The sequence below is a fragment of the Pseudalgibacter alginicilyticus genome (genome assembly GCF_001310225.1).
GTDB lineage: Bacteria > Bacteroidota > Bacteroidia > Flavobacteriales > Flavobacteriaceae > Pseudalgibacter > Pseudalgibacter alginicilyticus.
Map to the genome: position 1 here is coordinate 312,187 of NZ_CP012898.1, position 19,914 is coordinate 332,100.

Below are 19,914 nucleotides of genomic sequence, written 5' to 3' on the forward strand. Positions count from 1 at the left end.
CCAACGTTGGTAGTTTTAATGTTTAAATTTGAAAAAAATGTTTGTTGGCGACAAAATGTCTTGTCCTGAAATATGGCTACAGGTTAAAATTGTTTTTAAGCTGATAATTTATATACCATATTCGGTGTTTTATAGTCTAAAGATAAATGTAATCTTATTTGGTTGTATAAATTAATTGCATTTTTTGTAGCTCTTTTCGCGTGATCCACGTTATCAAAGGTTTGGTCGAGGTAAAATTCATCTTTTAATATGCCGTTCACACGGCTATGCTGTAACTGCCATACCATTGAAGTTTGAAATCTATTAAATTAGATATAAATCAGAAAGAACAAAAGAGAGAATTAAGGTTAATATATACGGTGAAGCTTTAGACTTCGACAACATTGATAATCCTCTCTCTTTTACTACTAAATCACGATCAGTTCTGTGAGACTATAGATCTCGATTTCAAGTTGTTGTGAATCCAGTAGTTAGTTCTTTCATAAATCATTTCTTATGAATAAATATAAAGAAACTTTTGGAGTTGACATCAGCAAAGATGTATTTGATGTTTATGGTACCCTTTCGGGTCATAATCAGTACAAAAATGATGAATCAGGATTCGTTAAGTTTCTAAAAGAATTACCAGATACAGCCTTAGTGGTTATGGAAGCAACAGGTTATTATCATTATCGGCTTGCTCAGTTTTTGTACAAAAATAAAATAGTAGTTTCTGTGGTAAATCCTTTATCCATTAAGCGTTTTATTCAAATGAAATTAGCCAAAGTAAAGACAGATAAGAGCGATGCTAAATCGATATGTGATTATGCCTTAATCAATGCAGTACCCATATACAATGCGCTCACAGATGTACAGAGTGAATGTTTACAGCTATTTAGATTGTTAGATGTTTATCTAAAACACCGTACAGCAACCAAGAACAAGCTACACGGGGAAGAGACTTTGGGCATACCATCAAGGTATGTGTACCGTTCATTAAAACGTAATAAAAAGCATCTAGACAAAGAGATTTCTGCTATCGAATTGAAACTTCTATCATTAATCAAACAAGAGCAGCAAGAACAACTAACATTGCTTAGAACTGTTCCTGGCATAGGTCAGAAAACAGCATTGTTTTTAATTGTTATAACCGATGGTTTTTCAAAGTTTGAACACGCAGCACAGTTATGTAGTTACGTTGGAATTACACCTACCATAAGGGAGTCTGGCAGTAGTGTTAAAGGTAGATCACGGATAAGTAAAGTCGGTAATAGGAAACTACGTAATCTATTATTTCTATGTTCGTTTAATGCCTGTAAGCATAATAAAGCGTGTCGGGAACTTTATGAGCGTATAGTAAACAAAGGAAAGAGCAAGAAAGTGGCATTAATAGCTGTAGCTAATAAGCTGATTAAACAATGCTTTGCAATTGCGAAATCAGGCACAGCGTATGATGAAACTTACGTTTCTGTATTGCTTAAGTAATTAAAAAAAATAGAATAAAAAAAAGCTTACAAAATCAACTACTTGAATTTGTAAGCCCAATATAATAGTGTCTAATATTTTTGAAGAAATGACTTGTTTTTTACCTCAGTTCTTTGTTGTAAGCAGCTTTTTATTTTTTAACTCGATTTTCAAATGATATTTCACTGTATTTAGGATTGTTTTCAGAGTAGGTGACTTTGAATTTATCTCCGACATTTACTTTTTCCAATTCAGTTTTATTCAGTTTTTCGGTTCCGCTATATTTTTGTCCGTCAACTTCATAATTATAGTTTATGTAATAACCTCGACTTATTATACTGTATTTTTTATCAATTGTTCCGATTGTAGTTTCAGGAACTTTTTCAAGTTCATTTTTTTTAGAATAATGATTATAAATTCCGTAAGTCAAAACACATAAACAAATCAGAGTGAGAATCAGAAATGGTTTTTTTCCACTTTTATTTTTTCTATTCAATTTGTTATTTTTTTGTCTAAATATGGTTATTTTCAAATTGCTTACAACGGTTTTGTATATGAAAAGTAGCGGATTTTACGCACTAATTTTTCGGATTATAACTGACTTTAAATTTATAAAATTCATTTTTGTTAAAGCACTTAAACCGCTATTTTTTATATACGTCTTAAGTTTGAAATCTATTAAATTAGATATAAATCAGAAAGAACAAAAGAGAGAATTAAGGTTAATATATACGGTGAAGCTTTAGACTTCGACAACATTGATAATCCTCTCTCTTTTACTACTAAATCACGATCAGTTCTGTGAGACTATAGATCTCGATTTCAAGTTGTTGTGAATCCAGTAGTTAGTTCTTTCATAAATCATTTCTTATGAATAAATATAAAGAAACTTTTGGAGTTGACATCAGCAAAGATGTATTTGATGTTTATGGTACCCTTTCGGGTCATAATCAGTACAAAAATGATGAATCAGGATTCGTTAAGTTTCTAAAAGAATTACCAGATACAGCCTTAGTGGTTATGGAAGCAACAGGTTATTATCATTATCGGCTTGCTCAGTTTTTGTACAAAAATAAAATAGTAGTTTCTGTGGTAAATCCTTTATCCATTAAGCGTTTTATTCAAATGAAATTAGCCAAAGTAAAGACAGATAAGAGCGATGCTAAATCGATATGTGATTATGCCTTAATCAATGCAGTACCCATATACAATGCGCTCACAGATGTACAGAGTGAATGTTTACAGCTATTTAGATTGTTAGATGTTTATCTAAAACACCGTACAGCAACCAAGAACAAGCTACACGGGGAAGAGACTTTGGGCATACCATCAAGGTATGTGTACCGTTCATTAAAACGTAATAAAAAGCATCTAGACAAAGAGATTTCTGCTATCGAATTGAAACTTCTATCATTAATCAAACAAGAGCAGCAAGAACAACTAACATTGCTTAGAACTGTTCCTGGCATAGGTCAGAAAACAGCATTGTTTTTAATTGTTATAACCGATGGTTTTTCAAAGTTTGAACACGCAGCACAGTTATGTAGTTACGTTGGAATTACACCTACCATAAGGGAGTCTGGCAGTAGTGTTAAAGGTAGATCACGGATAAGTAAAGTCGGTAATAGGAAACTACGTAATCTATTATTTCTATGTTCGTTTAATGCCTGTAAGCATAATAAAGCGTGTCGGGAACTTTATGAGCGTATAGTAAACAAAGGAAAGAGCAAGAAAGTGGCATTAATAGCTGTAGCTAATAAGCTGATTAAACAATGCTTTGCAATTGCGAAATCAGGCAGAGCGTATGATGAAACTTACGTTTCTGTATTGCTTAAGTAATTAAAAAAATAGAATAAAAAAAAGCTTACAAAATCAACTACTTGAATTTGTAAGCCCAATATAATAGTGTCTAATATTTTTGAAGAAATGACTTGTTTTTTACCTCAGTTCTTTGTTGTAAGCTGGCGTTTCATTCCGCAAACTTGCTAGCGTTGGCGTTTAAGCTCTTTTATTTTTTTTTAGCATTGGGGAAAAATGTTGGGGAAAAATAAATGTGCTTGAACTTGCGTTGGTTTATTTGATAAATCTGATTTGTAAATTCAGTTTAAAATATAGTTCTCCGTTTTCTTTGTATATCGTTCCAAAATCGTGTCTGTTTGAACTTGCTGTATCTAATTTCGTGTTATTGAATAAGTAATTTTCAAATTCATTTCTGTTGTAAATATGATAACACAAAACATCTCCATTTTCCTTTACAATCAAATAACCACCAGTAGCATCATATTCCCCAGTCCAAACTTTTGAAGGCATCATTCCTAAAGCTATGTCTGTTAAAAATCGTTTAATTTTGTATTCGTAAAACTTATGTTCGTTAGAAATATCAAATCCTAAAGGATTTTTTAAAGTTGTTTTATCAACTAAATCTACAATGCTTGATTTGTCACTAGAATAAAATTCATAAACAATTTGAGATAAAATTTCTGGCAGTTTACTGTCAATAAGAATTAAATTGTTCGAGAATATTTGCCTTTCAGTTTTCACAAAACCAAATTGTCCGTTTGATTGTAAAACTGAATTAATTCTATCCATTATTTTACTTCTTGAATCAATCGAATTTACTTTTTCAACATCCGATTCACTTAATTTTGTGTTAGAAATTTTGAAAATAAAGTTTGTCGTTTTTCCAGCGTTCAGTAGGGTAGAAGGACTTCCTAATTGTGATTTGATACTAAACCCTAAAGTTGGTTGTTGATTCGTTCTTTGGTCGTGAACAACAATCGTAATATCAGTTTTCGCAGTTGAACTTGCTTTTAAAGAAAGACAATTAATAGATTTCATAAATTCCTCAATCTCGGGAACAGAAAAAGTTCTTTCCTTACTCGATTTAATTTTTTCAAGTAAGAATTTTGCTTTTTCTTTAAATTCTGAAATTGCAATTTTTAAAATTTCTTCTCCGCCAGAAATAAGAATAATTTCATCTTGAATAGAATATTCAAAATCTCCATTATTTTCAGTCCTTAAAACTCGTAAAATGGGATAAACTATTCCTTCTAGTTTTTCAATGTCTTTATTTCCAAGAAATAATTGTTTGTCTCCAAGTAATTTGAATAGCGTGTAAATTTCACTCCATTCGCCTTTATTTCCTGTAATCATAAAGTTTTAATTTTTTCTATAATTTTTTTTGCAGTTGCTTGAATTGCTGGAACTGCAACTGAATTTCCAAATTGTTTATATGCTTGAGCATCAGAAACTACAATTTTATAATTGTCTGGAAACCCTTGTAACCTTGCCCATTCTCTAGGTGTCATTTTACGAATTCCTTCTCGGTTTACTTCTCCTCGAATATTTGTAACTGGTGTGAAATCCTTTAATCTAAAATCATAAACTAAATTTCTTTCTCTTCCCATTCCGCCACAAACAACAGCGTTTGCAGTTCCGTTGTTAGGAATAATTTCATAACCAAATCCATTTCCTTTACTTTCGTGTCTAGCTTTATGGTTTCGTAAAGTATTTACATAAGTTTCAGATAAATAATATTTTACAGAAACCGTTTCGGTTTCTAAAATATTTTCCAATGTTACTTTTTTCTTTATTGGTTTCGGGTATTCAAATTCTGTAATTCCTAAATCTTTTCTAAAGCCAACAATAAAAATTCGCTCCCTATTTTGTGGAACTCCAAATTCTTTGGCGTTCACTATTTGTGGTTCTGGAACAAAATATCCCAAATCCTCTCGTAAAACATTTAAAATTGTTGCTAAAGTTTTTCCTTTGTCGTGGCTTCTTAAACCTTTTACATTTTCTAGAAAAATTGCTTTTGGTTTCTTCTTTTTTATGATTTCAGCTACATCAAAAAACAATGTCCCTCTTGTGTCTTCAAATCCTCCACGTTTTCCTGCAATTGAAAATGCTTGACAAGGAAATCCAGCACACAAAACATCAAATCCGTCTGGAATGTAATTTTTAGTTTCTTTTTTTGTAATATCTCCAAAAGGAACTTCTCCAAAATTAGCTCTGTAAGTTTGTTTTGAATATTTATCCCATTCGCTTGTAAAAACACATTTACCTTTTAGATTTTGAAATGCCAATCTAAATCCTCCAATTCCAGCAAATAAGTCAATAAACTTAAATTCAGGGTTTTTAGGTGCTGGAAAAGGAATGTTTTCTTGTTGAAATATTAAATATTGAAGAGCCTCTTCGGCAGCTAAAGTTGATATATTTTCTTCAGGAAACTTGTATTCAAATAAGGTTTTAACGTGTTCTATTGCATCAGGTTTATAGAATTGAGAAACCCCATTTCTGTGATTGTGCAAATAGTGTGTAAAAGCAGCTTCAGTATCTTTTTTTGATTCTATAAGTCTGATTTTGAATTTTTTATCTTCAAAATTTTCAATCGATATTTTTTCTTTTAGAAGCACTTTCGTTTGTTTGATTATTACAGTTGCAAGTTATGAAAAATTTCTCATTCAGCGTTGGGAAGAAAGCAATGTGTGCGATAGCACTCTTTGCTTTTGTGCGGCTGGATTCCGCTTGCTTACAACGGTTTCGGCTATGATTTCGTTGCGGAAAAATCCGCAGGATTCTTTCCGCCGTATCACGAAGATAGTAAAAACGCCGGATTTTTCCGCAGGAAAAATCCGCAGCAATGAATTATAGGTATTGTTGTGTACAGTGTTTTTTATTTTGTTTTTAGAGTTATTTTTTTAGAGAGAATACTTTACCCGAAAGTAAGGTTAATCCACCGTTATGTTTGCGTTTTGCAATAGTCCGAATTTTAGCGTTTCGATTCCGTCCAGAAGGTCAGTCCACCGCAACAGTTGCGTCTTGCTATGTTCCGAAGTCGTTTGAGTGAGTAAATCCGTTGAGTGCTTTTTTAGAGTTTATTTAAGCACTTTTTAAACAAATTTTAAACGATTGAAAATAGAGAGATTTTTACTTTTTAGTAGGAGTGAGTACATGTCTTGTCCTGAAATATGGCTACAGGTTAAAATTGTTTTTAAGCTGATAATTTATATACCATATTCGGTGTTTTATAGTCTAAAGATAAATGTAATCTTATTTGGTTGTATAAATTAATTGCATTTTTTGTAGCTCTTTTCGCGTGATCCACGTTATCAAAGGTCTGGTCGAGATAAAATTCATCTTTTAATATGCCGTTTACACGCTCTCTGCCATGGCATTTTCGTAACAATGGTTTTCTTCCGTCATACTAATATCTATCTTATTTCTTTTAAGAACTTGTGTGTATACATTACTGCAATACTGTATGCCTCTGTCTGAATGATGTATTAAATCTTTAGTGCTCTTTGTTTGGTACAGAGCTTTGTTTAGAGCTCTAACACATCCTTTTAGTTCCAGGCTATCACTTAGATCATAACCGACAATTTTCCTAGAATACATATCTGTTATTAGTGCTAAGTAACAAAATCCTTTAATGGTTCTTATGTAGGTAATATCGCTTACCCACACCTGATTTGGCCTTGTAATTTTTCTATCTTTTATCAGGTTATTGTATTTATAAAAGCGATGATAAGAGTTTGTAGTTCTGGCACTGGTTTTCTTTCTTAGTGTGAGCATATTATACTTTCTAAGTACGCTAAATAAAGAGTCTCTGCCGACTTTAATATTGGCTTTGTAAAACTCATTGTCTAACGATTTAATGAGTTTTCTAACGCCTTCTCTAGGAAGGGATTTACGTTTTCTACTGACTATTTTTATAATTTGTTGTTCCTGTATTAACCGCTTATCAGCTCTAGATTTGTATTTATAATACGCATCACGTTTAAGACCAAAACAACGCGTTATAGTTGTTAAAGATGTAAATCCCTTAGATTTCTCTTTAGCTTTAATTAAGGCTTTATACTTAGCTTTTTTTTTAGTTCAGCTACAGATTTATAGCCTAAGTCTTCGGCAGCTACCTCAAGGTATGAATCTAAAACCAAAGTATCTAAATCCTTTTTAATCAGTAGTTTTTTAAGCTGTTCAATCTCTTTTTGAAGTGCTTTAATTCTAGATATTTCGTCTTTTGTTTCCACTTTTACTCTGGTGTTCATTAGATCTTTACGATTGTACTTTTTAATCCACTCATTGACCGTTGTAGGAGCAATGGAGTAGAGTTTACAAAGTTCGCTCTTTGTATGTTTACCGGTTGTAAGTTCGGCTAAAATTTTCAGTTTGAAAGGTTCTGAATACCGTCTGATTACTTTGTCATTTTTGTACATAATGTTTAAAATTATGTAGCCTATATTCAGGACGGGTCAAAATGTTTTACAACGTGATTGTGTATGGTTAGTTGCGTGTTTAAACAACTAATTTAGCAAACAAATCACAGATAGAAAATTCCAGCGGAATTTTCGTAAGTCGGCAGTGACCAAGCAATTAATTATACACGGTGTTGCCAGTAGTTTTTATATTTCCATTTCTACCATTTCCGCTCTTGCTCCAAATCGGATTGGTAAAATACTTGTTCCAATTCCTTTTGATATATACATTTTCGGTTCCGAGTCTTTATACCAACCTTTTAAATACTTTCCACTTCCCTGAGGTTTAAAAGGAATGATTCCTAAAAATGTAATCTGTCCTCCGTGAGTATGACCAGAAAGTACTAAATCAATATTTAAATTCCCTTTTTGTTTTGTAATTATATCTCTGTGTTCTGGACAATGTGATAAAACGATATTGGTTTCGGTTTGTTTTAGATTCTCAACTGCTTTTCCGAAATTAGCATTTCCACCAACTAAATCGTCAATTCCGATTATTGAGATTTCACGATTTTTAATTGAAATAGTTCTGTTCTCGTTTATTAATAATTCGCAATTATTTTTTGAATAAGTATTTTTAAGTTTTGTCAAATCGACTTTCCCCCAATACTCCCAATTTCCTGTAATCGCATACTTTTTGATAGAATTATCTATTAATTGCAAAAATTCATTCAGCGAATCTATTTTTTCAGTTTTGTCAACAGAATCTCCAGTTATAAATATTAAATCAGGTTTAATTGAATTTATTTTTTTCGCAATAGATTTATGAAAATATCTTAATTGGTCAAAATGCAAATCCGAAATTTGAATGATTTTTATTTTGTTTTTTTCCGATTTTGAGATGTCAAAGTAATTCCAGTCAATTACATATTTCTCAAACCAAAGTGAGTCTAAAAGAACTAATCCAATTGAGGCTAAAATTCCTCTTTTTATAAATTTTCTTCTGTTTAAGTTCGTCATTTCTTAAATTACTGGCAACGGTATTGTGTATGATTAGTGGCGTGTTTAAGCAACTAATTTAGTAAATAATAACTGAATAGAAAATCCGCGAGGATTTTCGTAAGTAGGCGAGAACCAGCCATTAATTATACACGTTGTTGCCAATAGTTATTTTTATTCGTTCAATATTTTTATTTATTTCATCGTTCTGGTTAAATTCAAGTCGGTCAATTACGATTCCACATTTTCCTTTTTTTATTTCCGCATCAACAATTCGTTCCAAATAGTCAAATTCGTTTGCACTTACTCCGTAATAATCAAATATCAGAGTATCATATTTTTCAAAATCGCATTTAATAGCTAATGCTTTACTTTTTCCGATTGTCAGATTATTCAATTTCTCTTTAGAATCCAATTCTAAATATTCAGCAACAATTTTCGATTTAGTTCCGACAACATTTAGTTTTTCCGTTATATAATTCTCAACAGTAAGTGATTTCATAAATTTCCGAATTCCACTTTCTGAATATTCTTTTGACAGTTTTATTTTAGGAATTTTTTTCTCAAAGTGATTCATTAGTTCATTTCGGAAACTATGAACTAAACTATTTCCTTTAGAATCAAAATTTGGCAAGCACAATCTTATGAGTTTTCCAGATTTTACATCAAATTCAGGGATTGAAACTCCCTTAAATACAAATTTTGGACTATGAAAAATGATGTTCGTCATAATTGTTGGCAACGGAATTGTATAAGAATAGTAGGGCGGAAAAACGCACGAACCATTCGGTTAAATACAAGCCGAATTTTTAAATTTTTCTTATTATCTTTTTTTCTCAATAAGCCAAATTTAAAAATTTGGCGACTTCGCAATAGTGTCCAAGTCATTGAATTAAGCACTAATTGCCCTATTATTTTTATACGGTGTTATGCCTTGTTTTTTATCCGATGCTACCTAAAACTTGTGTTATAGATTCTATCACAGGACCAGAAATAATATTTGCGGAAACACTCGTAAAAATGTCTTTCAACGTACCTAAAGATTGTTTAATAACAGAAGTTTTCGGACTTTCTTTCGCTAATTGATTTTCTACTCTTTGAACCTCTAATTTCGCATCATCCTTTTCGTCAAATTCGTTTGATTCGAGTAATCCTTTAATTTGAGTAATAACGTCTTTAACTTCTTGTTGATTTTCAATACTGATAGTTTGAGTATTATTATCGCCAGAAGAAAAATTCGTTTGATTATTGTTTCCGCTAACAATGTTACTTCCATCGCCAGTTGTGTAATTATTTTCTGCCATAATTATTGTGATTTTATTGCTTATGTTTTCTTTAATTTCTTTTGATTCATTGCTAATGTCATCAACTTCTGGAAATTCCATTTCTAATTCTAACATTAAATTCAAGAACTTATTTCTTATAGCTGAAACAGCTCGTATTACTTCTGTTTTATAAGTTGTAATACTCAAATTGTGAATTTTACCGAAAAAATTATTTTCTCTCATTGCTTTAGTGATGATGTTCTCAAAATCAACTCCTAAAGGTTTGTAGATTGTGTCATTCCCATCTACAAAATAATTCTCAATGGATTCAATTCCATCACTTAACTGCAACTTCATAAAAAATTCTCGCATCTCATCGCTGGGAAGAAATAAAATAGGAAAAGGTGTTTTCTGTTTGTAAGGAACTCCGTTTACATAAATATCACAAGTGGCGTTTGCATTTACAATTCGGTATTTAGGTGTTTTCTCTTTCTCATAACCATTCAGTTCATTTTCAACCCAATCAGCTAAAGGTTTATTTCCAATTCGGCTTGCTAAAACTTTGGCTTTTAGTAATGGATTAACCAAGGACTTATCCTTATCCATTAATTCGTTTACTATTGTTTTAATCATTCACTAAAGTTTTTTTTCAAATGTCTTGTCCTGAAATATGGCTACAGGTTAAAATTGTTTTTAAGCTGATAATTTATATACCATATTCGGTGTTTTATAGTCTAAAGATAAATGTAATCTTATTTGGTTGTATAAATTAATTGCATTTTTTGTAGCTCTTTTCGCGTGATCCACGTTATCAAAGGTTTGGTCGAGGTAAAATTCATCTTTTAATATGCCGTTCACACGCTCTGCCATGGCATTTTCGTAACAATGGTTTTCTTCCGTCATACTAATATCTATCTTATTTCTTTTAAGAACTTGTGTGTATACATTACTGCAATACTGTATGCCTCTGTCTGAATGATGTATTAAATCTTTAGTGCTCTTTGTTTGGTACAGAGCTTTGTTTAGAGCTCTAACACATCCTTTTAGTTCCAGGCTATCACTTAGATCATAACCGACAATTTTCCTAGAATACATATCTGTTATTAGTGCTAAGTAACAAAATCCTTTAATGGTTCTTATGTAGGTAATATCGCTTACCCACACCTGATTTGGCCTTGTAATTTTTCTATCTTTTATCAGGTTATTGTATTTATAAAAGCGATGATAAGAGTTTGTAGTTCTGGCACTGGTTTTCTTTCTTAGTGTGAGCATATTATACTTTCTAAGTACGCTAAATAAAGAGTCTCTGCCGACTTTAATATTGGCTTTGTAAAACTCATTGTCTAACGATTTAATGAGTTTTCTAACGCCTTCTCTAGGAAGGGATTTACGTTTTCTACTGACTATTTTTATAATTTGTTGTTCCTGTATTAACCGCTTATCAGCTCTAGATTTGTATTTATAATACGCATCACGTTTAAGACCAAAACAACGCGTTATAGTTGTTAAAGATGTAAATCCCTTAGATTTCTCTTTAGCTTTAATTAAGGCTTTATACTTAGCTTTTTTTTTAGTTCAGCTACAGATTTATAGCCTAAGTCTTCGGCAGCTACCTCAAGGTATGAATCTAAAACCAAAGTATCTAAATCCTTTTTAATCAGTAGTTTTTTAAGCTGTTCAATCTCTTTTTGAAGTGCTTTAATTCTAGATATTTCGTCTTTTGTTTCCACTTTTACTCTGGTGTTCATTAGATCTTTACGATTGTACTTTTTAATCCACTCATTGACCGTTGTAGGAGCAATGGAGTAGAGTTTACAAAGTTCGCTCTTTGTATGTTTACCGGTTGTAAGTTCGGCTAAAATTTTCAGTTTGAAAGGTTCTGAATACCGTCTGATTACTTTGTCATTTTTGTACATAATGTTTAAAATTATGTAGCCTATATTCAGGACGGGTCAAAATGGTTTGCAACGTGTTTGTGTATGGTTAGTTGCGTGGTTAAGCAACTAAATTAGCAAACTTTTACGAACCCGAGAAAATTCCGCAGGAATTTTCGCAAGTAAGCACATAAAAAGCAATTAATTATACACGGTGTTGTGCACTGGCTTTTATTTTTTCAGTTCGTTTCGGTACAATTCCGCTAACTTATTCCGTTCTGTTTCGTCTTTTAATATATTCTGTAACCACATCTGCGGTTGGTCAGTTGCATTTCCATATTTTCTGTCTTTATATTCTTCAAATTCCGAAAATTCAAGCCAATTTATATTGTGAATATGCTGAAGTGAATAAACAGCCATTTCTCCATTCGTTGCTCCAAAAAATGGGCAAGTATGCACTTTAGTTTTCGTTGTGTCAGAAAGTTTAGAGATAAGAAATTCAGTCAATTCCGTTTTGTCATTTTTCGCAAATTTTTTCCATTCCGTTTCGCTAAAAACCATAGTAGGAATTTCTCTCTTTTTTTCTGTGACATATTGTGTTCCTCCTAAACATCCTCCTTTGTCAAAAACCATAAAATTCCACTGTTCCGAAATTGAGTTGGTTTGCTGTAATTCCATTTGAGGAATTTCTTCAGTCAATTCAGCCGTTACCTTATTCAATTCCGATTTAGATTCTGTTTTGTTTTTACAAGAAACTAAAGTTAAAATCAGAAGTAATATTTTTAATGGATTTTTCATTTTCAGCTTGTGCACAACGGCTTCGTGTAAGAATCCGTTGCGTAAATTTATGAAAAAATGAAAGAAAAAAGAAACAAGGTTAGGAGTGAACGAGGACTTTCCGAAGGAAATGTCCGAAGCAATGGTTTTTACATATTGTTAGCAAATCGTTTTTTTAAATCAATTATTAAATATAGTTATGATTGATTTTATTAAAACACATATTTCAGAAATCACAGTAATTGTAGATGCTATATTATGGTTTCTGTTATTTATTTGGATAGCATTTTTTAGATACTTGTTAAGGAGTAATAGTAAATAATATGCAGGTATTTGATAAATCCAACGAATGTCATACCATTTATAAGGATATAGTTCAAATTTATGATTTATATATTTATATTCTGGATTTGATTTATAAACATATTCTGAAAATGTCATAAAGTTAATTTCGTAGTACATTTCATTAGGTTTATTTTCAGAACCATGTATTGTTTTTGTACGAACGATTTTATTTCCTTTTTTCATTTCAGATTATGAGTAAGTTCAAATGTTTGCTAACGTGTTTATATATGGTTTGTTGCGTGGTTTAAGCAACTAATTTAGTAAATAATTACAGACAAAGAAAATCCGCGAGGATTTTCGTAAGTGAACAAAAAGCCAGCAATAAATTATATATGTTGTTGGCATTAGTTTTTTATTTTATTTGTCAATATTTCAATTTCTAATTCAGAGTTTATTCCTTTCTTGAAATGTTTATTCAACCAAAATTCAGACTCTTTAAATTCAGATTTTTCTTTATTTAAAAATGCTAATATATATTCAAACGAGATTATTCTTGTTCCGATTTCAAAAGGTGGATTTTCAGCATCTTTTTTCAGAGAGCGAATATTCTTTTCAATTGTGTTATTTTCTTTAAACCAATTCTCAATTTTGATTAAGTTTTTATTCAAGACTTTTTCTAAAGTTTCTCTAAATTTTTTCTCATTGATGGTGCTAATTTTATCTGGATTCAAGTGTCTTTGGGTTTCAATACTTTTCTGCCAACTTTCAGTTTTTTTTAAATAAATGATTTTAGTAGATTTTTCAGTTCTATGGTTTATTAATTTTTTTCCAGAAAGCGTTGGAACATTTAAAAAACAATTTCCAAAAGTTAATGCTCCAGCAAATCCTTTCAAAACATTATATTCAACTACGTGCTTAATTCCTTCTTTATTAAAATCACTAAACCATAAATATTTTCCATTCCAATTTTTTAGTCCGATTTCAGCAAATTTAGGATTTGCAATTTCTTTTAAAATTTCAATTCGTTTTTCAAGTAAAACTTCATCTAAATTTTGAACGTCATTGTAGAATTCATTTAAAAAAACTTTTCTTTCAAATATGTCTCTAATTTTTCTTAAAAAGTTCATTCGCTCAAATTAATGCCAACGTGTTTGTGTATGGTTAGTTGCGTGGTTTAAGCAACTAAGTTAACAAACATTTACGAACCAGAGAAAATTCCGCAGGAATTTTCGCATGTAGGCACTTAAAAAGCAATTAATTATACACGGTGTTGTAAAACGTTTTTTGTATTCAGTTCAATTATATTATAAAATTCTTCTGAACTTACATTAAAATCGGTCAAATCAATTTTTACATTACCTTTTGTAATTGTTCCTATTAGTATTATGCTCGCGTCAGTATTATTGTTATTAATTTGCAATACGCCAAAATCAAAAATGCTGTTCCAACTTAAATTGTTATTTTGATATTCAATTCCATTTGGATTTATAGTTATTTTCAATTTCTTTTTTGAAGAAAATTCCACTAATTTGAAAACACAGATAGATAATAAAATTAGCATAAAAATGAGTAGAATAATATTTTCTCCTGTAAGATAGAAAACATCATTGTTACTTGTTAAAATCAGACCTACAATAATTAATAAAATTGTAATAATTCCAATTGTTCCATAAAATCCATTATACTTAAAAACTAGATTTTGAGTTTTTTCAATTGAGTTATACTTTGAAAACCTTGAAAATTCAGGTTTTTCAAAAGAGGTGACACCAATAAGTTTTTCCATATCTTTAGTTGTGTATTTGTCACTTATTTCATCTTGGAATCGCTTTTTATAATTCTGAAATTCCAATGTGTCAAAATCATAAGATGGACAGTTATCTTGAAAATCAGCAATTTTGTTAGTTAAAGAACAAATAATTCCGTTTTCTAAATTCCTTTTTCTGTTAGTGCATACTTTGCAGAATGATAGATGATAGTCTCTATTCACGATTTTGGTTAAATGTTTTACAACGTGTTTGTGTATGATTTCGTTGCGTGTTTTAGCAACTAATTTAGCAAATACAAACTGAATAGAAAATCCGCGAGGATTTTCGTAAGTAGGCAAGTACTAGCAATGAATTATACACGGTGTTGGCAACTGTTTTTATTATTCAATAATATATTAACCTTCTAAAATCAAGAACGCTCAAAAATCGCATCTATATCATCCTCGTAGGACGAACCTGAATAATGTCCTCCATCATAATCACGTTCATAGTCTGGTTCATAACTTTCAAAAAATCGTGTCGCCATACTTTCTACATCCAGATTTGATACAAATCTCGTCATATCGAAATCAATTCTTTCTAAAACAGACTCATTGAAACCATCTAAATAATAGTCAAGACTTTCTTGAACTTCTGATTCAATACCATTTAAATCAATATCATATTCAGGATAACCTTCTGGATAGTAATATTCATTTATGTGCTTAGAATAGTCCACATCTAAATCATTATTGTCAACAATGCTACCTAAGTAATTTTCTATAAGAGTTTGAGCCTGAAATAAAATATGCTCATCTTCTATGTTATAGGTATCGATAAAATTAAAAAGCTCTCTCAATGAGTCCTCATCTGAAACATCTTCTATGAAGTCGTGTAAAAAATCAAAATCTTTAAATTCTATTTGGGGTTCAAATTCTGTTAGAATTATTAATAGTTCCCATAATCTATTGCCATTAGGACTATCGGCTTCTATTAAGGCATTTAGAAAGCGTTCAATTCTTTTATTTGTTTTTTCATTGAAAAAATCTAAAAACGAAAGTAAAATTAGAAAATCCCAATCTTCTTCATTTAATTTTCGCTCAAAGAAGAAATCGAATAAATTTTCTTGAATCCTTTTTAGATTTGAACTATTTATTTTTTTGCCTAGTCCTGATAAAGCTTGTAAATAATCGATAGAGATTTCGTTCTCCAAAGATTTTATAATGTTAGATATTAAATTACTGTCATCCGAATACGACCCAAGAACAAAATCAGCGATGGATGGATTAAACAAAACATATTCAAATTTATCTTCATCAATCTGATTTCTGTTTAACAGTGATTTTGTTGCTAATTTTCTCACTGCTTCAAAACTTTTATCAGTTTGGTCACCAAGATTTACGTTATGAATATTTAAAAATGTGTTATAAGAACGTCTTAATTCTTCTTCTGAAATTTTACCATTATTGTAAACAGTCAAAAATGTTAAAGCTCTAACACAATCATCCGTTTGGTTTTGAAAATAATCAGCCCAAATGTCTTCAGGATTATTTAAACTCTTGATAATGTATTTCCAATATTCTTCAGGTGGGATATGACCAACTCTTCCAGAATCAGTAACAAATTCTATTATACGAGGGTTGAAATTGCGATGTCTAATAATCACTTTATATCTCTTATCTTGATATATCTTATCTAGATATACGTCATTTAAATTTGAATGATAAATGTGGTTATATAAAATTTTGGCTTTATCAACATTAGTTAAGTTTTCAACTCTTAGTAAAAACTCATTTTCACGAATGTTACCATTTTGAAACCTATGACTTAAACTAAATGCCTTATTTAAAATAGTCGTACGAGACGTAAGAATAAATTTTTTCGAATCATCCTTACGAACTCTATTGATAAATTTAACAATATGCGAATCTCTTTTATTGTTTATAGCATCGTATAGATTGCTTCCTAAAAAATCGTCACAGTAAAATAAAATATTCTTCTTTTCTCGTTCTCTAAATATACTTTCAGCTTCACTAATATTTTCCTCTATATCACAAAACTCATATCCTTTCGCTGCGTAATAAAGAGCTAGGTTATCAGCAAGAGTAGTTTTACCTATTCCTGGTTCTCCAGTCATTATAACAACATTGTTGTCTTCAAGAATTTTTAATCCTTTTCTGTGATTTTCTGTTATAGCATATTTATAAGCTTTTTCTTCAATTTCTCTAATGGTACTCTCGCTTCTACCTTTTATAGCATTATTATAAATTAAGTCTAAAACAGAAGTGCTAGTAATCCATAATTTATAGTTTCTTTCAACGATACCTTGATTATCCTTCTCTGATAAGAAAGAATTTAAATCCTCATATCCATAAATATCTGCTTCACTTATTATAAAAGGATGAAATAATTTTTTTATTTCCTGCTTGTTAAGACGAGATAATTTTTTGGAAGTAATAAAAATATATTTAGCTGGATTAAGTTTTTTGACTTTTGCTAATTCCTCAGATTTTAATTTAGAAATTAATGTTGTGTATGGTGTTGAAATGTAGTGTTTGCATTGAATAATACCTTCTTTTTCTTTCCCAATCCAAAATCTACCGTCAACTCCACCATCTCTACCAGACTTAAATGTTTCAACTCTTTTAGTTAAAATCTTTTCTATTATTGAAGCGCCTAAAGTTTCAAATTCTCTGTCATTAAGTTTAGAAAAATCATATTCCATATTTTATTAATTTTTTATTCAGATTATCGAACAATAATTTTTCTAGTTCTTTTCATTTTAATTCTCGGTTCAGGTTTAAATTGTTGCCAACGTGTTTATATATGGTTTGTTGCGTGGTTTAAGCAACTAATTTAGTAAATAATTACAGACAAAGAAAATCCGCGAGGATTTTCGTAAGTAAGCAAAAAGCCAGCAATAAATTATATATGGTGTTGTGCTTAGTGTTTTCGTCATTCGTTTATTTCCTTAATTTCAAAATAGCATTTTTCACAAACTAAATTTATTTTAGCAAACTCCATAGATTCGTCATCCCAACCATCTGTTTTAAGTCTCTCTTTTTCGCATTCTGAACACCAAGCTTGGAAATCATCATCTTCGTCCAATTCCATTCCACGATAAGTTTCAAAAGCTTCCTCAAATCCAGTTTTTTGTTTAGAATTCAAATGTTGACAAACAAATGCTTTTCTTAATTTTCCGTGAACTCCACAGTCAATTAATTCACTTTCTATTTTTTCAACTTCTTCTTTTGTTATTTCCTCTGTTAATAAAAAATACTTTTCTAAATTGTCTGAAATAACTCGATAAGTTCCAATTCCTCCAATTATTTCAAATGCGATAGAAGTTAATTCCCAACCTGTGAAATTGTCTCCTTCAAAATGCTCTTTCGTTAAATTTTCGTATTTCTTCTTTTCTCCGAATTCTTTGACTTTTAAAGTCTGAAATTTTCTCGGTTCAACAGAACTTTCATTTGCCCAAGACCACATCCAAGTATTTTTATTTTGCGAAAATGTTCCAATTGGGATGTATTTGAAATAAATTTCTTTGTTTTCAGAATAAAGTCTTAATGTTTCACTCGATTGATTATAAAACCAATTTTCATAATTATCTGTGTCATATTTATTTCTGAAATTATCTTGAAATTCAGTCAGATTTTGACAAGAATTTTCAGCATATTTTTTGTATTTCAAAGTTCTAAATATCAATTCAGTTCAGATTTTTTTTGCATTAAGCACAACGTGTTTGTATATGGTTTGTTGCGTGGTTTAAGCACTAAAGTTAGCAAATAAAAACCGAATAGAAAATCCGCGAGGATTTTCGTAAGTAGGCTAGAACTAGCAATAAATTATATACGGTGTTGCCCACAGTTATTTTTTCATTCGGCTTTGTCTATTTCGGTCAGTCTCAAACATTGTGATTTCAATTACTCTTGTTGGATAAATGTCATAATCAAAATTTCGAGAAATCAAATCGTGCAACTTTCCGAAATCTTTATTTTTCGCAATATTTTTAATTCCGTTTAGATAGTCAAGATAGAGTTGTGGTCTATCAATTCCGTAACTACTTTTCTTTTCTGTTAAATATCTAAAAATTCGACTGTCCCAAATCGCATAATCTCTCGGATTGATAAAATGCAATAGTTTAGAAACTCCAACCAAAGAGTTATTTATTGACTTTTTTAAAATTTCCAGTTCGTTAACTGTCAAAATATGTCCGCTTTTCACAGCATTTAATAAAAACAAAACTTTGTCTTTTTGTTCCAAATTCAGGTGGATTATTGTTGGCATCCAACCATAAACGAAATGACTTGCGATTACCAAATTATGTTCATTTATATCTCCAGCGTTTATTTTGTCAAAATATTTTATGAATTCTGTATAAGTTTGGATATAAGAGTCGTTTTCAGTTAGGATAAATTTTTCCGCATCTTTTAATATCGTTTCAAAGTTAAGGTTTTTCAATTCAGTTCGGGTTTTTCATTAATTGTGGGCAACGTGTTTGGCTATGGTTTCGTTGCGTGAAAATCCGCGAGGATTTTCCGCCGTAAACCGAAGATAGCAAATTTGCGAGGACTTTCCGAGAGGAAAGTCAGAAGCAATGAACTATAGCCGTTGTTGTAGCCAGTTTTTATTTATTCAAGTGTTTTTTTTGTTCTTTCTCTGATTAATAAAAAACTCATAATCATAATAATACTTATTCCGATTACTAATAATCCGTATTTGAATAATCCTGTTAGAAAAAATGTCGGGAATCCGCCATAACGACCTTTTTCAGATAATTGAACGAGTTCAGAAATGATGTTAGAATTCTCTAATAGGAAATAACAGATTATACAGAATAAACTAATTATGTATAATCTTATGATTTTTAAATTCTTTTTATTCATTTTCAATTTCAAATTGCGCCCAGTTTAGCACATTAAATTCTTTATCCCGAAAATTGGATAAGTCCGATTTATTGAATATCAATTCCACATTATTTTTGGGTCGGTCGTAAGTCACAATCCAAGGGGAACAAATTCGGTCAGTTAATTCGATTGATTCCATAACCGAGTTTTTGTTCGTTATTTGTCCAATAATTTCTATTCGATATGAGTTTACAAATTTCTCATATTTTGAAATTTCATATCCGTTATTACAATCCAGAATTTCGCAAATTTGGTCCGCAAACTTTTTTCCTTTTTCAAGTGATTTTTGGTTTTCAGTTACTAAAGTCAGTCGGAATTTCGTCATTTCTCAAATTGGCTACAACTTAGTTATATGAATGGTTTATCGATACATAATGTTCCAATCTGGCGGGATATGGATGCTTTTTTAGTTTCTTAGT

22 protein-coding genes are annotated in these 19,914 nt (G+C 30.7%); 2 read left to right on the top strand and 20 right to left on the bottom strand.

The genetic code is table 11. From position 1 onward, the window contains the following. Positions 1 to 95: 95 nt before the first annotated feature. Positions 96 to 287: an integrase core domain-containing protein gene (locus tag APS56_RS01185; RefSeq protein WP_054724008.1), complete on the bottom strand. Its 192-nt coding sequence runs from the start codon at positions 285 to 287 to the stop codon at positions 96 to 98. A gap of 208 nt (positions 288 to 495) precedes the next feature. Here APS56_RS01185 and APS56_RS01190 point away from each other — a divergent pair, with 208 nt between their 5' ends. Further along, on the top strand, positions 496 to 1,464 hold the full coding sequence (locus APS56_RS01190; protein ID WP_054724010.1) for an IS110 family RNA-guided transposase: 969 nt from the start codon (positions 496 to 498) through the stop codon (positions 1,462 to 1,464). A 130-nt stretch (positions 1,465 to 1,594) separates the two neighbouring features. Here the strand turns inward: APS56_RS01190 and APS56_RS01195 are convergent, their stop codons facing one another. After that, complete coding sequence (locus APS56_RS01195) at positions 1,595 to 1,939, bottom strand: DUF3592 domain-containing protein (protein ID WP_157757587.1); 345 nt, start codon at positions 1,937 to 1,939, stop codon at positions 1,595 to 1,597. A 374-nt stretch (positions 1,940 to 2,313) separates the two neighbouring features. Between APS56_RS01195 and APS56_RS01205 the strand changes: the two genes are divergently transcribed. Then, the gene (locus APS56_RS01205) at positions 2,314 to 3,282 is read left to right on the top strand and encodes an IS110 family RNA-guided transposase (RefSeq protein ID WP_054724017.1); all 969 of its coding nucleotides are present in this window, start codon (positions 2,314 to 2,316) and stop codon (positions 3,280 to 3,282) included. Between the two features lie 234 nt (positions 3,283 to 3,516). Here APS56_RS01205 and APS56_RS01210 read toward each other — a convergent pair whose 3' ends face one another. The 18 genes from APS56_RS01210 to APS56_RS01290 all read right to left on the bottom strand — a co-directional run bounded on the left by APS56_RS01210 (position 3,517) and on the right by APS56_RS01290 (position 19,820). Beyond that, the gene (locus tag APS56_RS01210) at positions 3,517 to 4,596 is read right to left on the bottom strand and encodes an HpaII family restriction endonuclease (protein WP_054724019.1); all 1,080 of its coding nucleotides are present in this window, start codon (positions 4,594 to 4,596) and stop codon (positions 3,517 to 3,519) included. Next, entirely contained in the window at positions 4,593 to 5,858 is a 1,266-nt protein-coding gene (locus APS56_RS01215) for a DNA cytosine methyltransferase (protein WP_054724021.1), read from the bottom strand. The genes APS56_RS01210 and APS56_RS01215 overlap by 4 nt, the downstream gene beginning before the upstream one ends. A 578-nt stretch (positions 5,859 to 6,436) precedes the next feature. After that, the gene (locus APS56_RS17280) at positions 6,437 to 6,631 is read right to left on the bottom strand and encodes an integrase core domain-containing protein (RefSeq protein ID WP_098946166.1); all 195 of its coding nucleotides are present in this window, start codon (positions 6,629 to 6,631) and stop codon (positions 6,437 to 6,439) included. Next, positions 6,598 to 7,290 (bottom strand): IS3 family transposase, encoded by a 693-nt coding sequence (locus tag APS56_RS16900; protein WP_157757697.1) that lies wholly within the window; start codon positions 7,288 to 7,290, stop codon positions 6,598 to 6,600. Before APS56_RS16900 ends, APS56_RS17280 begins: the two co-directional genes overlap by 34 nt. After that, the gene (locus APS56_RS01225) at positions 7,290 to 7,661 is read right to left on the bottom strand and encodes a transposase (RefSeq protein WP_038529377.1); all 372 of its coding nucleotides are present in this window, start codon (positions 7,659 to 7,661) and stop codon (positions 7,290 to 7,292) included. Before APS56_RS01225 ends, APS56_RS16900 begins: the two co-directional genes overlap by 1 nt. Before the next feature lie 186 nt (positions 7,662 to 7,847). Further along, positions 7,848 to 8,660, bottom strand: coding sequence for a metallophosphoesterase (locus tag APS56_RS01230; RefSeq protein WP_054724023.1), 813 nt, complete (start codon positions 8,658 to 8,660; stop codon positions 7,848 to 7,850). Between the two features lie 121 nt (positions 8,661 to 8,781). Continuing rightward, positions 8,782 to 9,369 (bottom strand): hypothetical protein, encoded by a 588-nt coding sequence (locus APS56_RS01235; protein WP_054724025.1) that lies wholly within the window; start codon positions 9,367 to 9,369, stop codon positions 8,782 to 8,784. Positions 9,370 to 9,580: 211 nt separating this feature from the next. Beyond that, positions 9,581 to 10,537: an AbiTii domain-containing protein gene (locus APS56_RS01240; RefSeq protein WP_054724027.1), complete on the bottom strand. Its 957-nt coding sequence runs from the start codon at positions 10,535 to 10,537 to the stop codon at positions 9,581 to 9,583. A gap of 60 nt (positions 10,538 to 10,597) precedes the next feature. Next, a complete protein-coding gene (locus tag APS56_RS01245; protein WP_082379217.1) occupies positions 10,598 to 11,449 on the bottom strand; it encodes an IS3 family transposase in 852 nt (283 codons plus the stop codon). Further along, complete coding sequence (locus APS56_RS01250; protein ID WP_038529377.1) at positions 11,449 to 11,820, bottom strand: transposase; 372 nt, start codon at positions 11,818 to 11,820, stop codon at positions 11,449 to 11,451. Before APS56_RS01250 ends, APS56_RS01245 begins: the two co-directional genes overlap by 1 nt. 189 nt (positions 11,821 to 12,009) lie before the next feature. Then, on the bottom strand, positions 12,010 to 12,576 hold the full coding sequence (locus APS56_RS01255; protein WP_054724032.1) for a hypothetical protein: 567 nt from the start codon (positions 12,574 to 12,576) through the stop codon (positions 12,010 to 12,012). Positions 12,577 to 12,735: 159 nt separating this feature from the next. Further along, positions 12,736 to 13,083: a hypothetical protein gene (locus APS56_RS01260; protein WP_054724034.1), complete on the bottom strand. Its 348-nt coding sequence runs from the start codon at positions 13,081 to 13,083 to the stop codon at positions 12,736 to 12,738. Between the two features lie 161 nt (positions 13,084 to 13,244). Next, on the bottom strand, positions 13,245 to 13,967 hold the full coding sequence (locus tag APS56_RS01265) for a hypothetical protein (RefSeq protein WP_054724035.1): 723 nt from the start codon (positions 13,965 to 13,967) through the stop codon (positions 13,245 to 13,247). A gap of 131 nt (positions 13,968 to 14,098) precedes the next feature. Continuing rightward, on the bottom strand, positions 14,099 to 14,944 hold the full coding sequence (locus tag APS56_RS01270) for a hypothetical protein (protein WP_054724037.1): 846 nt from the start codon (positions 14,942 to 14,944) through the stop codon (positions 14,099 to 14,101). A 71-nt stretch (positions 14,945 to 15,015) separates the two neighbouring features. Beyond that, entirely contained in the window at positions 15,016 to 17,310 is a 2,295-nt protein-coding gene (locus APS56_RS01275; protein ID WP_054724039.1) for an nSTAND3 domain-containing NTPase, read from the bottom strand. A 230-nt stretch (positions 17,311 to 17,540) separates the two neighbouring features. Then, positions 17,541 to 18,278: a DUF6882 domain-containing protein gene (locus APS56_RS01280; RefSeq protein ID WP_236778445.1), complete on the bottom strand. Its 738-nt coding sequence runs from the start codon at positions 18,276 to 18,278 to the stop codon at positions 17,541 to 17,543. A 177-nt stretch (positions 18,279 to 18,455) separates the two neighbouring features. Continuing rightward, entirely contained in the window at positions 18,456 to 19,049 is a 594-nt protein-coding gene (locus APS56_RS01285; RefSeq protein WP_054724044.1) for a hypothetical protein, read from the bottom strand. Positions 19,050 to 19,466: 417 nt separating this feature from the next. Further along, positions 19,467 to 19,820, bottom strand: a complete 354-nt coding sequence (locus APS56_RS01290) for a hypothetical protein (protein WP_054724046.1) — start codon at positions 19,818 to 19,820, stop codon at positions 19,467 to 19,469. Positions 19,821 to 19,914 lie beyond the last annotated feature (94 nt).